Origin of the sequence: Mucilaginibacter conchicola (assembly GCF_003432115.1) — a bacterium.
GTDB classification, from domain to species: Bacteria; Bacteroidota; Bacteroidia; order Sphingobacteriales; family Sphingobacteriaceae; genus Mucilaginibacter; species Mucilaginibacter conchicola.
In genome coordinates, this window is sequence record NZ_QWDC01000001.1 from 927686 (window position 1) to 945631 (window position 17946).

Sequence of the window (17946 nt, forward strand, 5' to 3'; positions counted from 1 at the left end):
TGTTATGCCATTGCTTTTTTAGCCGGATACATGGCATTATACCTGCCCGGCACCAGTTCATAAACTACCTGCTTGGTCATGAAATATTTAGATGTGGTATATCCAAATATGGTTTGGCCTTTCACCATCTGGTAAAACGCCAGCGACTTCGCATTATCCTTATAATTCTTGTCTTTGCTGTGCTGCTCCATTTGGGTTACAAAAGCAGTACGCTCTTTATCAGTACCTTCGGCAAATGGTTTGCCCATTTGTTTTTTCGCTTCATCCGCAAAGCCGGCAAGGCCGGTTATAAAGTCGGCCTGCTGCTCTTTGCTTGTACAATCATCAAGCATTTTAAACACAAAAAGGTTAATACCCAGCTCAGCAGCGCCGGGGGTATCTGTTTTTGGCAAAATGGTTTCAGTAAGGCTGTTCACCAGTTTTTCTTGGTCGGCATCTATTTTAAGATGCTTCAGCTCTACAACTGCTTTGCCCTTATCATCGTGCAGGCATGATGGCAATACCACTGCACTACCCATTATGAGTGCCATGTTGCGGATAGCCGCCCGCCGGTTCATGTTTAAATTCAACGTATTTTAAGTTTATAATTGTTAGAAATACAATTGCAAGGGTTAAGGTATGCTTTACTCCTTAATATCCCCATTTTTTCATGGTTTGTAAATCAATTTTTACACAATCCATTGGGTCGAGGCCTTGATATGACTCCTGCTCAATGATCAGGTAAACCGTTCCGCCAATCTTTTTCGCCACTTTCAACGTCTCCTTAACCGGCAATACACCTTTACCTAAAATGGTACTCTCGTAACCGGTGCCTTCGGTATTGGTAGCGCTTTTCACCTCGTCCTTAACGTGCATTGAGATAAAGCGCCCAGGGTATTTTTCTATCAGGGAGATGGCGTTGTTCTCGCGGCCGTACATGTTACCGATATCTAACTGCTGTGATACCTTGTCAGGATCGGTGTTCTGCATAATATAATCGAACAAACGCATATCGCCCACCATGGTGGTAAATTCAAAATCGTGGTTGTGGTAACCAAACTTCATGTTATACTTTTGGCACAGCTCGCCGCTTTTGTTAAACTGATCCATAGTGCGTTTCAGCAGATCTGTATCATGGCGAACTTTTTCATCCATCCATGGGCTTATCACAAACTTTTGGCCCATGTAGGCAGCATCCTCAACAGTTGCTTTCCATGCATCGGTAAAATCGTTGGTGGCGGCATCCCAATGGGTTGGCAGCATTACGGTGTGGCCGCTTGGCATTTGTAAACCCAGGTCATCCAGTACCTTTTTAAATTCTTTGGCTGTCCATCCGTAAAATTTACGGTTAACATAGTTGGCATGTTCTACTGTTGTGTAGCCCATGTCTGCCAGTTTCTTAAGAGTTGCCATCGGGTCTTTACCCATCGCATCGCGTACCGAATATAACTGTAAACCTACACGCTGCATTTTAGCAGGTTCGGCAAACAAGCTGTTTGGCAAAAGAGCGGTTGCGGCAACGGCTACAGCGCTGTTTTTTAAAAAGGTTCTTCTGGATGATGTCATCTTATTGAGATTTAGTTGATTGTTTAGTTTTTACTTAAAGGATACACCGGAAACAACAGATCGGTATTACTCACAAAGGCAATATGCTTGCTATCCGGCGACCATGACGGCGTGTTGATAGTGCCCTGCCCACCATATAAATAGGCCACCACTTTTGCAGGCCCGCCACCAATTGGCATTACGCGGATGTACACATGCTTATAAAAAGGATGATCGCCTGCAGCTACCTCGTTTTTAAGGAAAGTGATGAATACGATCTGCTTACCATCGGGTGAGATATGCGGGAACCAGTTGTTGTTATCGTCGTTAGTGATCTGCGTTTGTTCTGAGCCATCAGCTTTCATGCGCCATATCTGCATCAGGCCGCTGCGTACCGAGTTAAAGTAGATGTACTGACCATCGGGGGTGTACTCGGGGCCATCGTCAAGGCCGGGGGTATTGGTGAGGCGCTCTTCCTGGCCGCCCTCTGCCGGGATGCGGTAAACATCGTATTCTTTATTACGTTCGCCACAAAATACCAGCCACTTACCATCCGGCGACCAGCCATGCATGTATGATGCACCTTTACCCAACTGTGTAACCCTGCGGGCTTTGCCGCCATCAATTGGTACAACGTAACCAATTGATGGGCCACCATCGCCGCTGCTGATGGTTAACCACTTGCCATCAAATGATATCACGTGGTCGTTATTATTATTCTTAGCCGGATCAGTATTTAATGCGGTTGGCTTGTTGGTTGCAAGGTTAAATTTGTAAAGTGTACCATCGCTATTGTAGATAAGCGATTTATTGTCGGTAGTCCAGTTTGGGGCCTGCAGCGATTTTGGGGATTGGTAAACCACGCGGCTGTTTTGCGTGCCCATATCCAACAGTTCGATATTACTACCTAAGTATTGTTTATAAGCCACCAGATCAACCGGGGCTGGCTTTACTATACGAACGTTCCTGAAAACGGCTGTCTCGGTAACATCGGAGTTATGCGAACAGACAAAGATGCCTACATATACATCATCACCCAGAGCAATATCTACCTTTTCTTCAGGGCCGAACACATCACCATTGCGCGCCGCCGACATGGTATAGGTATTTCCGCGTCTTTCTAACTGGATGACATCGGCACCGGTAACGGCTAGCTTTTGTTCGCGGGTGCTATCGGCTTCGGCTTTACGGTATTGTAACGAGGTTAAACCGTCGCCGTGCACAACTGCACTTGCATGGGCAGATTTTGCATCGAGCGATTTACGCACCATTAACCCAAACTTGCGATGCGCCTCAACACCCTTACCTAAAAAAGCAGCATTGGTACGCAGAATAAAATCACCTTTGATCTTTCTCCATGCAAAATGGATATCATCGGCACTGAACCACATATTGCCGCCCGCGCTTTTTACGGTGTACTGCTGTGAAGTGGAATTATAAACAATGCTGCCTTTGCTTTTTGATTTGCCAACATCGGTACTTCCTTCAAAAATACCGGTAGCTGATTGGGCAAAAACACTTGCAGCAGCAAGCATATTCACCAGCGTTACAGCGAGCAAACAAACCTTAATTTTAGGCATGGGCGTTTATGTTTTATAATTGGGTTCACTAAGTTATTATTTCATTTGATAAAAACGCAGCCTAAAACGGTTTTTTAAACAAAAAAGGCGCATACCGTAATGGTATGCGCCTTTTTGATGAAATTTATATAAGGATTATTCTGTCGCAAATATTTGCTTACCGGTTACCGGGCAAAAAACAGGCTCCACAATATTTTTAATATCGGGCCTTACATAGTCTTTATAAAACTGTGGTTTGGCATCATGGTAATGACTTACCGCGCCAATAAAGCTCATAAACTTTATGTAGTACCAGGCACTATCAACCTGGTAAGGTTTAAAACCCGAGCGTGCACTTTTTGGATAAAGGTGATGGTTATTATGCCACTCGCCTGCTACGATGCCCGGCCAAACCTGGTTTATCGACATATCCTTCTTATTGTAGTCTACCCCCTCGCGGCGCTTATCTTCGCCTTTGCCATGGCCTTCGTAATTAAAAGTACGCACACCAACAGCCCAAACGCCTGCCGCACCAAATATGGCACAAACCAAACCAATGCCGCCCAACAGATAAAATACAGCAAACCAAAATGCCCAATTGGCAATTACACCCAATATCATGTGAAACGGATGTGCAATTGAACCCCATTTCTGGTATTGTTTGTAGTTATTAGTAGTTACGCCGGTGTGTTTCATCAGTTTAACACAACGCTCAAAATGTTTTTCGCTAAGGCTACGGTTTACAGGCTGATGATTAGCATCGGCCAGGAAACAATAAAGAAAACCGCCCTGCGCGTTGTAAGGGTCGCCCGGGGTATCTGAAAGGGCATGATGCACGTGGTGCGATATAGCATAGATCTCCTCAGGAATGATCTTTAGCGTAAGATTTTGCGTAACAAAGCGCCAAAAGTTATTACTGAATTTGTATGCGCCATGAGTACAGTAACGATGGTACCAAATGGTACCGTGCGTGCCCATTACCATCATGCTATACACAAAAGCGATGATCAAACCGGTTAAACTAAAATACTTGAATATAAAGAGATAAAGGAACGGAGCCAGGGCTACTACCATCATCCAGGCGGTAAAAGACAACCAGTTCTTTTTATTTTTAAAGATGTTTAATCGTGATGTAAATTCCTTGAAAATTTGTTTGTTGGTTGGCTGGGATAATTCGCCATCAGCGTTCTTCCAGCCGTAAGATGGTGCCTCAAGCACATCGTGTATAAATGCCATTAAAGAGAGAGATTAGTTTATTAATCGGGGTTTTGAGGATATACGGATGTAAGGTATGGTTTAGTTTTCAGATAACTTTAATTTTTTTAATAAATAATTAATTTGTCATTAAAATGTCTGTTAAATTGCAACATTTGTATGACATTGGCTAAACCGTTAAACTTACTGATACATTGAAGGTCATTAAGGCAAACCCACAATTGTCATGACCAGATATTTACTGCTCCTGTTGCTTATACCATTTATAGCATTAAAAGGTTACGCACAACAACAATCACCACGTGCCGTAACCGGCACTGTTGCCGATAGCCTCGGCGCTGCGCCGGGCGTTACTATTAGATTAAAAACAAGTACCGACAGTGCTGCAACTACCAGCGATGCTAACGGCAAATTCACCTTCCCGACGGTTAGCAGTAAAAACTTCAGCATTACCGTAAGTGGTATTGGCTATCAGGCTATCACCCGTAAATATGTAATGGATAACAATACAGGGCCGGTAGTTTTAGACCCCATAAAACTGAAATTACAGCTTAATTTTCTGCAGGCGGTTAACATTATCGCTATTAACCCCATCACTATTAAGGAAGATACAATAGAATACAAAGCATCGGCATATAAGGTGCGCGAGGGTTCGCCGGTTGAGGATGTGCTGAAAAAGCTGCCCGGGGTATCAGTAGATAAAGATGGCAACGTTACCGCCCACGGCAAGCAGGTAACCAAAGTGCGCGTAAATGGCAAAGATTACTTTAGCGGTGATGTGCAAACCGCTACTAAGAACTTACCGGCAGATATTATTGAGAACATACAGGTAATTGACGATTACGGCGATCAGGCCAATCTAACCGGTATCAAAACCGGCGACCCGGAGAAGATCCTGAATATTACTATTCAGCCCGGCAAACGCACGGGGCACTTTGGGCAGGCCAGTGTGGGCGTGGGTAACCAGGAACGCTATGAGGCCCGTATATCGGCCAATACTTTTAAAGAAGACAGGCAATTATCTGCCTTAGGTACATGGAACAATACCAACAACAACTCCTTTAACCTGGGCAGCCAGGGCGGCGGCGGTGGGCGCGGCGGGCGTGGTGGCGGCGGCGGATCTACGGGTGGGGTAAGTACGGCTAATGGTGTTACCACCAACCGCTCGCTGGGTTTTAACTATCGTGATGATTGGAGCAAAAAAGTAACAGCTTATGGCAGCTACAGCTTTGCCGACCGCGACAGGCTCATCAGCAGCACATCGCAAACGCAAAACCTTTTCCAGAGCGGGGCTTTATTAAATGATGATAACACCGTTGGCCGCAACAATACCATCAATCACCGTTTTGATTTTAACATCGAATACAAAATTGATACGGCCAATTACCTGAAGATAAACCCCAACTTCTCTTACAGCAGTTCAAGCGATAATACCACCGATATTTTCACCAATACCCGTAATGGCAAAATCATAAGCGGCAATGAATTAGCGTTAACCAACTCCACCTCGCCGAGTGGTGGAGTGAGTGTTTTGTATAACCATAAGTTTAAAAAGAAGGGCCGCAACTTCAGCATCAATACCGGCATCAGCCTATCCAAAAGCGACCAGGAACTTAACGATCAATACACTACCAAACAGGACAGCGTTATTACCCCGCTCTTCCAGCAGATAAATACAGATAATAAAACCTCGAGGGTTAATGTTAATGTGAGTTATATTGAACCCTTGGGCAAAACCACATTCCTTGAAGGCAACTATACGTTCAATCGCAGTAATACCGATAACAACCGCTACAACTACCGTATAGACCCTGAGACCGGCGCACAAACTTATATTGATAGCCTGAGCACACTTTATAATTACCAGTTTACTACCAATAAATTTGGACTGAACCTGCGCGGCATTAAAACCAAGTACAACTATACCATTGGTATGGCAGTGCAGCCAGCTACGTTGAGCGGGCAATCGCATAATTTTTCTACATCAACCAATACCTTCAATTACATCCCTACTGCAAGGTTTATTTACAACTTTAAACGTAACCATTCGCTATCATTCAACTATACCGGCAGCAACAACCAACCAAGCTTTACGCAACTGCAACTGCAGCCAGATTTCTCTAACCCGCAAAACCGTATCTACGGCAACCCCGACCTGAAACCTGAGTTCAGCAATAACATCGCTTTGCGGTATAACCAATTTGATATAGCCAGCGGTAACTCGTTGTTTGCCAACCTGTCGTTCAATTCAACACAAAATAAGATAGTTACCAATACGCAGCCTATTACCGGCACGGGCTTAGATACTACACGTTTTATACAGGAAACACGCTATTTAAATACCAGCGGTTTTTACAGCGCCAATGGTAACTACTCGTTCTCTAAACCATTTGCCAATCGCAAGTTTACGGCTACACTTAGCGGTGGTGCAGGGTTCAATAACAACATCAATTTTATTGAGGGCCAGCGCAACGAAGGCAAAAACTGGGTATTTAACCAGGGAGCTAAGCTGCGGATAGATATAGACAGCCTTATGGATACCGAGGTGAGCGGCAACTACAGCATCAACTCTACCCGCTATAGCCTGCCATCGTCCATTAACACCGATGCCAAAACCTGGACTTTAGGTTTGGATGGCCGCAGCTATTTCTTTAAGGATATAGTATTGGGATACAATCTCACCCAAACCATTAACCATGGCTTCAGCGCCACGGTAAAGGCCAACCCTACCCTGCTGAGCACTTACGTGGAATACCAGTTTATGAAGAACCACCTGGCAGCGCTACGTTTCCAGGCATTTGATTTGTTTAACCAGAACACAGGCGTATCGCGCGTGGTATCCGGCAACCAGATCATCGATACGCGCAGCAACCGTTTGGGCCGGTATTTCATGGTATCGTTCAGCATGCGTTTGCAAAAGTTTGCGGGCAGGCAGGGCGGCCGCGGAAACTTTGGCGGCGGTGGCGGCAGGCGTGGCCGTAACGGGGGGTAACAAATAAAACCTTATATTTAGGTCATGACAGCAAGCGTACAAATTTATCAGTCAAAAAAAGGCTGGGTGATCTATATCCCCTTTCTTATAACAATAGCCGTAGTAGTGCTAAGCATAGCGAGCGGTAAATATTTACCGGCAATTATTTGCCTGGTGGTAGTACTGGGCTTAACACTACCTATGTTACTGAACACCAAGTATACCATCAGCAATAACAACCTAAACGTACGCTGCGGTTTCATGATAAACATTAATGTAGATATAGCTGCCATTACTAAAATAGAACATACCCGCAGCCCGCTGAGCGCACCTGCCCTGTCACTTGACAGGTTGGAGATATTTTATAATAAGTTTGATTCGGTAATGATATCTCCGCAGGATTCTGATAATTTTATAGCCGAGTTAAAGAACATAAACCCCGTTATAGAGGTTAAATAATTACAATTATACCAAATGCGTTACCGCTTCTACCTCGTTTTATTTTTTGCCTTATCACATTTAAAAGTTTCTGCGCAGGAAACCACAAAAGTAACCCGTAAACTAACCAACACTATTACAGAAAATTTCCTTGTACTTAATAATGGCAATACACGCCATGGAATGTACCAGGCGCTGTATAAAAAGAAAATTGCAATTGCCAGTGGCGCCTACAACAATGGCAAACGGGTGGGTTTATGGCAGTTTTACAATAACCGCGGCACGGTAGTACAAAGCTATAATTTTGATAAGCAGCAATTTGTATTTGAAGCACCGGAAGACTCAACTTCAAACATACATTACTTTATCGACCGCACTTTTGATACCATTCAAGTGGCTAACGCCAAAGCCGATAAGCCTTTGCGTATTGGCGGTTGCTATTACGGATATATGCCTTATGTTTCCTTATTCAGGATACCGAAAAGATATACCCGTGCCGATTATGATTTCAGTAAGATAAAAGTTGTTGTTGAATTACTGGTGAGCCAGGGCGGCCGCCTTGCCGATTATACGGTGCACCTGGTTTATCAGCCAACAAACGAACTGATGGAGGATATTCGTATGAACCTGAAACTTCCCAACCCTGATGACCTTATTTTTACGCCTGCAACCTACAACGGGGAACCTGTGGCATGCAGGATCATGATAGAATGTACATTGAATGATAACGGTACAATAGATTTTCTGAAATAACAATAACGGCGCTATATAGCGCCGTTATTGTTTAATATTAATTGAGTTCTTTCTCTTAGTGACCGTGATGACCATCCGGGCCATGTGCATGGCCGTGAGATAGCTCTTCTGGAGTAGCCGGACGAACGTTGATGATCTCGCCTTTAAAGTGTAACTCCTGGCCTGCCATTGGGTGGTTAAGGTCAACAATTACCGAGTCTTCTGTGATAGAAACCACCTGGCCCTGGAAACGGTTACCATTATTATCCTGCAGAGGCAATATTTCGCCTACCTGTGGTAGATCTGCACCCTGACCCTGGAACATTTCTTTTGGTAGGTTAGCAACAGCTTCCTGATCGTACTCGCCGTAACCATCCTGTGCTGATATGCGGAAATCATAAGCATCGCCGGTTGATAGCGTACTTAAATTCTCTTCAAATTTTGGGATCATCTGGCCTGCGCCAAACAAAAATGTAAGCGGCTGCTCTTGCGTTGCGCTTTCTACAAGACCTTCTTCACCGTCCTCTTTCTTTACATACAGATCGTATGTTAGTGACACTACGTGTTGTGGTTGAATTTTCATGCAATTGATAGTTTTGGCCGGCAAGGTGCTAATTTTTTTTAACACCGCCTATTTATTATTAAATACTAATTAGTTGGCTATTTGTTTTAGTGCATCGCCCACGCTAAAGGTTGGCAGGCCACAGGTACGGTCGCGGCAAATGAAGATACGCGTGTTGTCGCCCAAACGGCCCTCAAGCAACGGAAGTGTGCCTGTTTCGCCGCCCAACATCACCTTATTGGGTAGGTAATGCTGTTCAAATTCGCGGCGCACAGCTTCATTTTCGGGGCCGGTAATGGCCACCTCATTTACGCCGAAAATCTCATCCAACAACAACATTGTCCAGTTTGGATAAGCGGTACCGTATTTAGCCAGATGCGGAATAATATTACGCAGTAATTGCGCCGACACTTCATGGTAACCATCGTTATCGAACAGCAAGCCCAGCTTTTTAAGGTTACGTGCCATTACAGAGTTTGACGCAGGTATCACCCCATCCATAATTTCAGATTTACGGGCAATGAGCTGCTCATCGTTATCAGCGGTATAATAGAATATCCCACCTTCTTCATTATAAAAATGCTGCAGGGCATAGTCGGTTAACTTTTGTGCCTGGATCAGCCAATGCTCGTTAAAGGTGACCTCATATAAGGCAATGAAAGCGTCGGCAACGTTAGCGTAGTCATCAAGGAAAGCTACAGCCTCTCCCCGGCCTTCTCCAAAGGAGAGGGAGTTGTTGTAAACACGGGCAAGTTTACTTCCGCTCATCATTTCGGTGCTGATAAATGCAGCATTCTGCAAAGCCAGTTCAAGGTAAGCCGGTTTGCTAAACGTGCGGTAAGCCTCGCAAAGGCCTTTCAGCATAAGGCCATTCCACGATGCAAGGATCTTGTTATCCAGACCCGGCCTTATGCGTTGGCTGCGGGCGGCTAATACTTTTTGTTTGGCTGCATTTACACGGCTGCGTAACTCATCGGTTGTGATATCAAATTGTGCTGCAATGGCATTCTCATCATCCCTGCGGAAAAACACATTACTCTGCTCCTCTTCCCAATTACCTTCTTCGGTTACGTGATAGTAAGCATTAAATAAGGGTGCATCATCGCCTAAAATGTCGGCCAATTCATCCTGAGTAAATATATAGAACTTGCCTTCTTTTCCTTCGCTATCCGCATCAAGTGCCGAGTAAAAACCGCTTTGGGGCGATGTTAATTCGCGTTTCACAAAGCTGATGATTTCTTCAGCTACTTCTGCATAAAGAGGGTCGGCATTCCAGGTATAAGCTTCGGCGTACAGGCTCAGTAACTGGCCGTTATCATACAGCATTTTCTCGAAGTGCGGTACGTGCCAAACACCATCAACCGCATAACGGGCAAAACCGCCGCCTATGTGGTCGTAAATACCACCATAGGCCATTTTTTGCAGGGTGAGTTTTACGTTTTCGGCAATGCCTTCATCTTTCATCAGGTGGGCATAACGCATCAGGAAGATCCAGTTGGCCGGCATCGGGAATTTTGGCGCGCCGCCAAAGCCACCTTCAACGGGGTCGATATATCGGCGCCAGGTTGCCATGATAGGCTCCAGCATTTCTTTGTTGTATTCTGCCGACTGTGCCACAAAAGGCACTGATTCATATTGTTTGATACCCTCTGTGAGTTTTACGGCATAATCTTCAGCTTCCTCGGGCTTGGTTTTGAAAAAATCGGCGAGGTTAAGCAGTAATGACGCCCAGTCGTTTTTACGGAAATAGGTACCGCCGTAGATAGGCCGCTGATCTGGCAGGCAGATACAATTAAGCGGCCAGCCGCCTCTGCCGCTCATGAGTTGCACAGCACTCATATATATCTGGTCGATGTCCGGGCGCTCTTCGCGGTCTACTTTTATACAAACGAAGTACTCGTTCATCAGCGCGGCTACGCCATCGTCCTCAAAGCTCTCATGCTCCATTACATGGCACCAATGGCAGGCCGAGTAGCCTATGCTCACCAGTATCAGTTTGTTCTCTTCTTTAGCCTTTTGCAAAGCCTCGGGTCCCCATGGGTACCAGTCGACCGGATTATTGGCATGCTGCAAAAGATATGGCGAAGTAGCATTGGCGAGGCGATTCATAAGCGGTGGATGATTTAATAAACAAAGCCCGAAATTGTTAATTGTTTTAGGGATATGCAAAGGTGGCCGCTTTATTATTTTACTCACCCCGCGACACTTCGTGCGCGACCCTCTCTTCGCTGCTCGAAAAGAGGGTTTTAATAAATCAAAACTTCTTCACCCTCCTTGCGAAGCAGAGAGGGTCGACAATCCGCCACGGCGGAGATGTCGGAGTGAGTTCAGTTGCCTGCGTTATTTAAGACATTTTATAATATTAGTAACTGAGAACGTATACTTGTACAAACAACCTTTGCATGAATCGCAGCACCTTATCATCCTTAGTCTTAACTTTCTTTATATTGACCGCTTGCCAACACACAGCAACCAAAGCACCGGTAAATAAAGCCGCCAAAAGCAACTCGCAAAAAGTTCTCGACGCCGAAATTCTTGGGCTTGTACTCAATCCAACGATTTTTGATCATCATTATATAAGGGTAAGAGGTTATTTACATATCGGACAGGAACAAAATGTTTTATATGACGATAAATATGATTACGACAAATCAATACAAGAAAATGCTTTGTGGATTGACACAACGACTCTAAAAAGTAAGTTTCCAAATTTTAAGTGGTTTTCAGCAAAGTATGTATTGATAGAAGGGAAATTTGACGCTCGCAATGCTAACGATGCAGGTAGATGTGCCGGCAAATTAACCGACATAAAAAAGATAGAATTTTGGGCCCCGGCTAAGTAGCTGCAAATTCAAAACTGCCCGAAACGAATAACCTAAATTAGTGCTAAATGGAAGAAACTATATTATTTGGAGATAAAGAAAAGTTTGCTATAGAATTAGGATTTGCTAAAAAGAAAAGCAGATACAAACTACGATTTTGGACGGAAGGAATAGCGTATGGTTCATTCACGAAATCTTCGGAATTGGGAGATTCAATTACCCAATACCAAAAGTTTATAAATGAAAAAGAAAAATATTACCGGGCTGTATTCGATGATTTTTCACCAAAAGAGATAATGTATTTTCTCGTTGATTTCTTTTTACTTGGCGATACAGATGGCATCACCGATGAGGAGATAGAAAAACGCATTGAATTATACATTTTTTTTGGTGAACAGTTTACCAATCAGACAAGTAGTTTGTTATTGCTTTATAAAAAGCCGAACGTGATTTTCATCATACAACGCCCAAACGACGGCCCGGTTGACCGGTATAACATTTCATTTGATACATTCTGTCAGGTTTTTGAAGAATATATCGTTTATGCTCAAAATAATAACTTCGTTTAAACGACACCTTTTTAAGAAACCTCACTCGTCATCATGCACACCAAACTCAAAATTGCCAAAATCATCATGTATCTGGCGGCTGCGTACAATATTTTCTGGGGAGCAGTGATATCACTCAAACCGGAGATTATCCTGTTTGGCAACCCGCCTACTGATTTCCTGCTCATTATTTTGCAATGTGTGGGTATGCTGGTGGGCGTTTACGGTGTGGCCTACTACTTTGCCGGGCGCGATCCGCAGGCATATTGGCCGCTCATATTGGTGGGCTTTATTGGTAAACTGCTGGGGCCTGTAGGCTCAGTTTATTATATCTGGTTGGGTAAGCTTGCTCCCGCTTTCTTTTGGGTAAATGTTTGGAATGATATAATCTGGCTGGTACCATTCGGGTGGATAATTTACCAGGCCGTAACAGGTAAACTGAATGAGGTAACGCAAAGCGATAAAAGTTTATATCAACAATTGCTGGGCGACGCTTTTGACAGCCTGTCTCAAAATCTGAAAGCATTTCATCAATCAAAAAAACCGATAAAAGCGTTAGGCCAATTTAAAGTTACAAGGGGGACTAATCCTGTTTGTAAAGCGCTTGCTTACATTGCCGATATGCCAGCAAACGCTGAAGCAGCCGTAGCAGAGTTAATAGTTACGCCTGCACCTGCCCATGAAATATGGAGCCGTAGGCTTGGCGATAAAAGGGTGATATCTAAACAATGGCTTACCGGAAAATTCCTGACAGAGCGATTCAAAATTGTAAATATATACCTCAAGGCAGATGTAATAAATGGCGATCTTATTATTTATGATACAGCCACCAGCATTTTAGGTATCCCGATGCCGCGTTTTTTCACACCCTGCGTATACGCCACAGGTACCGATGCCGGCGACAGCATAGAAATAGAGGTTGAAATAGGTTTTAAACCTTTCGGGCGTATTGTAAATTACAAGGGGCCGGTAAAAATTCAACAACTTATTTGATAAGTGGAAAATTTGCCTTACCAATTTTGTTAGCTTTCCCTGCCAAAGTGTTAATTTCGCAGACACAGAAAAGAGGAACTGGATTTGGATTACTTACAGGGGTTAAATCCCGAACAAAAAGCTGCCGTTTTACAAATTAAAGGCCCGGTGATGATCATTGCGGGCGCAGGATCGGGCAAAACACGTGTTATTACCTATCGTGTGGCGCACCTTATCCGCAGCGGTGTAGATTCTTTTAACATACTGGTACTTACCTTTACCAACAAGGCCGCCAAAGAAATGCGCGAGCGTATCAACCACATTGTTGGCCCCGAGGCCAAAAATATCTGGATGGGTACCTTCCACTCCGTGTTCGCCAAAATATTACGTGTAGAGGCCGATAAACTGGGCTACCCAAGTAATTTTACCATTTACGATACCGACGACAGCAAGAGCGTTCTGCGTGCCATTTTGAAAGAGATGCAATTAGACGACAAGCTTTACGCTGTAAACTTTGTACTCAACCGTATCTCGGCCGCAAAAAGTGCGTTGCTAACGCCGGCTGCTTACCAGGGCAACCCGCAGATACAAGCCGAAGACGATTCGCAAAGGCGCCCGCTGTTGGGTAAAATATATGAGACCTACGCCCAGCGCTGTTACCGTGCCGGTGCCATGGATTTTGACGACTTGCTGCTAAAAACCAACGAATTGCTTAGAGACCACGCCGATGTTAGAAATAAATATCAGCATAAATTCAAGTACATCATGGTTGATGAGTACCAGGATACCAACCACTCGCAATATAGCATTGTTAAGCGCCTGGCATCGGTTAACGAAAACCTTTGTGTGGTGGGCGATGATGCGCAGAGTATCTACGCATTCCGCGGAGCCAATATTCAGAACATCTTAAACTTTGAGAAGGATTACCCTGACCTAAAAGTTTTCAAATTGGAGCAGAACTACCGCTCTACCCAAAACATTGTAAATGTTGCCAACAGCATCATCGCCAATAATAAAGATCAGCTGAAAAAGAATGTTTTCTCTGAGAAAGATACCGGCGATAAGATAAAGATAATGCGCGCCTTTAGCGATAACGAGGAAGGTAAAATGGTGGCCGATGCGATTATGCACCAGCGCAGCACCAACGGTTTAAAATGGAAAGATTTTGCCATTCTTTACCGCACCAATGCACAATCGCGCTCAATGGAAGAGGCTTTGCGTAAGCTGAACATTCCTTACAAGATCTACGGGGGCATGTCTTTCTATCAGCGTAAGGAAATAAAAGACATGATAGCCTATTTCAGGCTTACATTTAACCCTAACGATGAGGAAGCGCTAAAACGTGTTATCAATTACCCAAAACGCGGCATCGGCGATACCACGGTTGACCGTGTTATTGTTGCGGCCGATCAACACCAGATAACACCTTTCGAGGCAATTTTGGATGCGCCACGCTATGTAGAAAAAGCACCGGCATCACTGATGGCATTTGCCACCATGATCCAGAGTTTCCAGGTGATAACCAAAACTTTAAGTGCGTATGATGCAGCATTACATATTGCGCAACATTCGGGTTTATTAAAAGACCTATATGCCGATAAATCTGTTGAGGGACTTAACCGGTACGAAAACATCCAGGAGTTATTGAATGGTATAAAAGAGTTCTCAGAACGGGAAGATATTGAGGAAAAAGGCCTCGATATTTTTATGCAGGATGTGGCCCTTTTAACCAATGATGATAACGACAAAAACAAGGATGCAGATACCGTTTCATTGATGACCATCCACTCCTCAAAAGGGCTCGAATTTCCGCAGGTGCACATTGTGGGATTAGAAGAAAACCTGTTCCCGTCGCAGATGTCATTAAACTCGCGCAGCGACCTTGAGGAAGAGCGCCGCCTGTTCTATGTGGCCATTACCCGCGCCGAGTACAAACTCACCATCAGCTACGCTACATCGCGCTTTAAATTTGGTACGCTCATTAACTGCGAGCCAAGCCGTTTTATTGACGAAATAAACGCCAAATACCTTGAGCTCGACTTTTCTGCCAAGCCTGCCCCTGCCGCAAGTTCATCTTTTGGCGATGAGCGCAGTGCCTGGAGTCGCAAGCCCGCTGATAGTTTTTCTAAACCAAAACCCGCTACCGCACCGCCTGTTAAAACCACATCGATGCTGGCCAAAGCGCACGTACCATCGGCTGGATTTAAGCCTTCTGATACTTCAAATTTACAGGTTGGTATGCAGGTAGAACATGAACGGTTCGGTTTTGGTAAGGTAATAAGTCTTGAGGGTAACAAACCGGATATAAAAGCAACCATTTTCTTTAAGGAAATTGGTCAGAAACAACTACTTCTGAAGTTTGCAAAACTGAGTATTGTTACTGAGTAAAATAGTGGAAATACCCATTTTTTGGGGAACATATTCCACATCAAAAAATCGCCATCGTTAACTAAACGTTAATTTGACGCAATAGAGGCACTTTTCGCCATTGGCATCCATATTGGTTAAAGGTTAATACCCTTATTCCCTTAATTAACTATTATGTACATGATGAGCGAGACTATTAAGAAAAAGACCAACAAATCGGCTGGCAAGAATATAAGAGCGTTACGCCACGAGCACGGTTGGAGTCAGGAAGATGTTGCGAACCGTTTAGGTATCTCTATCCCGGCGTTTTCAAAAATTGAAACCGGTGTTACCGACATTAACCTGTCGCGTTTAGAGCAGATCGCAAACATATTTGAAGTGAGTGTGGTAAACCTGCTTTCGCTTGACCATGCAGAAGAAGCTCCCGTGCAGGACCAAAGCCTTAACATTGTTCAGAAGAAATTGCTTGATCGCGAGACCGAAATTGCAAGCCTGCAGCGTAAAGTGATATTGCTTTACGAAGAATTGTTGAACAAAAACGGTGTTGCCCATTGATTATAGATACCCCTGCTATAGTTATAAGCACCCCTACTGTTCAAAAAACAAAACAGGTATCCTGTTTTTTAGTTCGGTAACAGATTCTCAGTATTTTACGTTAGTGGTAATAAATTTAAGCCAGTCTTAATTTTTTACATTAAATGAAATAAAACGAGGTTCTGTTACCGTTTTTTTATTCAATCTGGTTTTAAGCTATAAAGTTTGGCCTATTTGGTTGCATTGTTGTAATATACAGGTACATCTATAAAAATGCACTGTATGTCTAACTACATGATATCAATACCAAACACTGCTAAAAACAACAACGGCACTATACACGACCGCCGCAGCAATTTAAAAGTGAAGGTATTTGATATGTTTAAATCAAAGGCAAAACAACGTGCTGGCGAAGTAAGGTTTTTTGTAACCGCCGGCGACCAAACCCTGGCCTTTGAAACCGAAGGCTACAAACGCCACAGGCAATTACTCATTCTGCAAATGATATCAAGGTATTGCGTATACTTGGGCTTAATGGAAGCACAGATCCACAGTAGTTATCCGGCTGCATAATTAGCCGCAATTCATCACTTATTGTCTTTCTCCATTACCTTGCGCACATAGCCGATCTTGTCCTTCTCACCGGCGTCGATCTTTACATCGGGTTTTACACCGATATTATCGATCGGATGTTCGGGCAATCGCATAGAGCGTGCGATCGGGATTACGAGATTGAATTCTTTAGCAGGAATATCAAAGAACTGGGTATTGCTATAATCTAACGTACCTGCTGAGTGTTCGCCATATACTTTTACCTTCTTACTTTGAACAGCACTTAGCAGAAATGATTCGGCAGAGCTTGCGGTGTAGCGGTCGATAAGTATTGCTATCCGTGCGGGATATTGGTGAACCGAATCCATTTTTATCTCAAATTCATCTTTCCCTGATGGGTTGACAAATTGGTTTGGATGATTCTTCATTAGAGCAATCAGATTTCCTAAAAAGTCTTTACCCGCTTTAGACATATCATCGCCTTTTAGGTTTTCGGTCAAGATCCGGATGTTCTCTTCTGAGGAAAGATACTCGTCGGGTTTTATCTTTATCGGGTTTGTATAAACATACGGCATCAGGCTACTGAAGGCATAGTCGGTACCGCCGGTGTTTTCACGCAGGTCAATTATCCAGTTAGCAGAGTGCTTCAACTCTTTCTCGTACAGTTTAAACAGGCTGTCAATACTTTTCTTTTCAGACCACTCAAACGAGGGCAGCCTTAATAACATCATTTGATTATCAAGTACCTTGAAATTAGTTTCGGGATCGGGTTTATCGGCTGATGATGTGGCTACGGGTTTTGCAAACTGCTGATTAAGTTTCTTTGCCACCTCTGGATATGCCTTCCTGTATCGCCAATCTAACTGCACGCGAAGGTGATTATCTTTGAAGTAGTTAGTCCAGGTTCTTAAAAGCACGTAGCAAGAATCAACACTGTTTGTTGTTAGCGCTTTACTCCTCAGCAAAGCTGTAAATTTCTCAAACGCCTTAATGTTGCTTTTTTTGACCTTATCATTAAAGCCGGCATAATCAGTTCTTACATGATTTACGGTATAATCAAAATTTACCTTACAATCGCATTGCTGGGCAAGCACAATATTGGGGATAGATAAAATGAGGATTACAAGAAGTATTTTCATGGATATGCAGA

16 protein-coding genes are annotated in these 17946 nt (G+C 43.8%); 9 read left to right on the plus strand and 7 right to left on the minus strand.

Annotated elements, in window-relative coordinates; genetic code table 11:
* Positions 1–2 precede the first annotated feature (2 nt).
* From D0C36_RS04025 to D0C36_RS04040, 4 genes are all read right to left on the minus strand, one after another.
* Positions 3–557 (minus strand): gluconate 2-dehydrogenase subunit 3 family protein, encoded by a 555-nt coding sequence (locus D0C36_RS04025; protein WP_117390276.1) that lies wholly within the window; start codon positions 555–557, stop codon positions 3–5.
* A gap of 73 nt (positions 558–630) precedes the next feature.
* Complete coding sequence (locus tag D0C36_RS04030) at positions 631–1545, minus strand: sugar phosphate isomerase/epimerase family protein (protein WP_117390277.1); 915 nt, start codon at positions 1543–1545, stop codon at positions 631–633.
* 23 nt (positions 1546–1568) lie between these two features.
* Complete coding sequence (locus D0C36_RS04035) at positions 1569–3104, minus strand: TolB family protein (protein WP_117390278.1); 1536 nt, start codon at positions 3102–3104, stop codon at positions 1569–1571.
* A 135-nt stretch (positions 3105–3239) separates the two neighbouring features.
* Positions 3240–4319 carry a fatty acid desaturase gene (locus tag D0C36_RS04040; protein WP_117390279.1) on the minus strand — a complete coding sequence of 360 codons (1080 nt, stop codon included), beginning with the start codon at positions 4317–4319 and terminating at the stop codon, positions 3240–3242.
* 205 nt (positions 4320–4524) lie between these two features.
* On the opposite strand from D0C36_RS04040, the gene D0C36_RS04045 reads away from it, so the two are divergent.
* The 3 genes from D0C36_RS04045 to D0C36_RS04055 are packed head-to-tail and all read left to right on the plus strand — an operon-like array spanning position 4525 to position 8460.
* A complete protein-coding gene (locus D0C36_RS04045) occupies positions 4525–7290 on the plus strand; it encodes a TonB-dependent receptor (RefSeq protein ID WP_117390280.1) in 2766 nt (921 codons plus the stop codon).
* A gap of 24 nt (positions 7291–7314) precedes the next feature.
* Positions 7315–7728: a PH domain-containing protein gene (locus D0C36_RS04050; RefSeq protein WP_117390281.1), complete on the plus strand. Its 414-nt coding sequence runs from the start codon at positions 7315–7317 to the stop codon at positions 7726–7728.
* A 15-nt stretch (positions 7729–7743) separates the two neighbouring features.
* The gene (locus tag D0C36_RS04055; RefSeq protein ID WP_117390282.1) at positions 7744–8460 is read left to right on the plus strand and encodes a toxin-antitoxin system YwqK family antitoxin; all 717 of its coding nucleotides are present in this window, start codon (positions 7744–7746) and stop codon (positions 8458–8460) included.
* A gap of 55 nt (positions 8461–8515) precedes the next feature.
* Here the strand turns inward: D0C36_RS04055 and D0C36_RS04060 are convergent, their stop codons facing one another.
* Both D0C36_RS04060 and D0C36_RS04065 read right to left on the minus strand, forming a co-directional pair.
* Positions 8516–9022, minus strand: coding sequence for an FKBP-type peptidyl-prolyl cis-trans isomerase (locus D0C36_RS04060; protein ID WP_117391364.1), 507 nt, complete (start codon positions 9020–9022; stop codon positions 8516–8518).
* Between the two features lie 69 nt (positions 9023–9091).
* Positions 9092–11110 (minus strand): thioredoxin domain-containing protein, encoded by a 2019-nt coding sequence (locus D0C36_RS04065; RefSeq protein WP_117390283.1) that lies wholly within the window; start codon positions 11108–11110, stop codon positions 9092–9094.
* A 293-nt stretch (positions 11111–11403) separates the two neighbouring features.
* Here D0C36_RS04065 and D0C36_RS04070 point away from each other — a divergent pair, with 293 nt between their 5' ends.
* From D0C36_RS04070 to D0C36_RS04095, 6 genes are all read left to right on the plus strand, one after another.
* Positions 11404–11844, plus strand: coding sequence for a hypothetical protein (locus D0C36_RS04070; protein WP_147321923.1), 441 nt, complete (start codon positions 11404–11406; stop codon positions 11842–11844).
* 47 nt (positions 11845–11891) lie between these two features.
* On the plus strand, positions 11892–12392 hold the full coding sequence (locus D0C36_RS04075) for a hypothetical protein (protein ID WP_117390285.1): 501 nt from the start codon (positions 11892–11894) through the stop codon (positions 12390–12392).
* Positions 12393–12425: 33 nt separating this feature from the next.
* Entirely contained in the window at positions 12426–13364 is a 939-nt protein-coding gene (locus D0C36_RS24450; RefSeq protein ID WP_158557067.1) for a DUF4166 domain-containing protein, read from the plus strand.
* 84 nt (positions 13365–13448) lie between these two features.
* A complete protein-coding gene (locus D0C36_RS04085) occupies positions 13449–15731 on the plus strand; it encodes an ATP-dependent helicase (protein WP_117390286.1) in 2283 nt (760 codons plus the stop codon).
* 159 nt (positions 15732–15890) lie between these two features.
* Entirely contained in the window at positions 15891–16265 is a 375-nt protein-coding gene (locus D0C36_RS04090; RefSeq protein ID WP_233524403.1) for a helix-turn-helix domain-containing protein, read from the plus strand.
* Between the two features lie 273 nt (positions 16266–16538).
* Positions 16539–16817, plus strand: coding sequence for a hypothetical protein (locus D0C36_RS04095; protein WP_147321924.1), 279 nt, complete (start codon positions 16539–16541; stop codon positions 16815–16817).
* Between the two features lie 14 nt (positions 16818–16831).
* Here the strand turns inward: D0C36_RS04095 and D0C36_RS04100 are convergent, their stop codons facing one another.
* On the minus strand, positions 16832–17935 hold the full coding sequence (locus tag D0C36_RS04100; RefSeq protein ID WP_117390288.1) for a S41 family peptidase: 1104 nt from the start codon (positions 17933–17935) through the stop codon (positions 16832–16834).
* Positions 17936–17946: the final 11 nt, after the last annotated feature.

Coding starts and splice junctions, on each gene's coding strand:
- D0C36_RS04075 (WP_117390285.1), top strand. CDS start 11,892: ATGGAAGAAACTATATTATTTGGAGATAAAGAAAAGTTTGCTATAGAA.
- D0C36_RS04070 (WP_147321923.1), top strand. CDS start 11,404: ATGAATCGCAGCACCTTATCATCCTTAGTCTTAACTTTCTTTATATTG.
- D0C36_RS24450 (WP_158557067.1), top strand. CDS start 12,426: ATGCACACCAAACTCAAAATTGCCAAAATCATCATGTATCTGGCGGCT.
- D0C36_RS04055 (WP_117390282.1), top strand. CDS start 7,744: ATGCGTTACCGCTTCTACCTCGTTTTATTTTTTGCCTTATCACATTTA.
- D0C36_RS04095 (WP_147321924.1), top strand. CDS start 16,539: ATGATATCAATACCAAACACTGCTAAAAACAACAACGGCACTATACAC.
- D0C36_RS04030 (WP_117390277.1), bottom strand. CDS start 1,545: ATGACATCATCCAGAAGAACCTTTTTAAAAAACAGCGCTGTAGCCGTT.
- D0C36_RS04045 (WP_117390280.1), top strand. CDS start 4,525: ATGACCAGATATTTACTGCTCCTGTTGCTTATACCATTTATAGCATTA.
- D0C36_RS04065 (WP_117390283.1), bottom strand. CDS start 11,110: ATGAATCGCCTCGCCAATGCTACTTCGCCATATCTTTTGCAGCATGCC.
- D0C36_RS04060 (WP_117391364.1), bottom strand. CDS start 9,022: ATGAAAATTCAACCACAACACGTAGTGTCACTAACATACGATCTGTAT.
- D0C36_RS04050 (WP_117390281.1), top strand. CDS start 7,315: ATGACAGCAAGCGTACAAATTTATCAGTCAAAAAAAGGCTGGGTGATC.
- D0C36_RS04025 (WP_117390276.1), bottom strand. CDS start 557: ATGAACCGGCGGGCGGCTATCCGCAACATGGCACTCATAATGGGTAGT.
- D0C36_RS04040 (WP_117390279.1), bottom strand. CDS start 4,319: ATGGCATTTATACACGATGTGCTTGAGGCACCATCTTACGGCTGGAAG.
- D0C36_RS04035 (WP_117390278.1), bottom strand. CDS start 3,104: ATGCCTAAAATTAAGGTTTGTTTGCTCGCTGTAACGCTGGTGAATATG.
- D0C36_RS04100 (WP_117390288.1), bottom strand. CDS start 17,935: ATGAAAATACTTCTTGTAATCCTCATTTTATCTATCCCCAATATTGTG.
- D0C36_RS04090 (WP_233524403.1), top strand. CDS start 15,891: ATGATGAGCGAGACTATTAAGAAAAAGACCAACAAATCGGCTGGCAAG.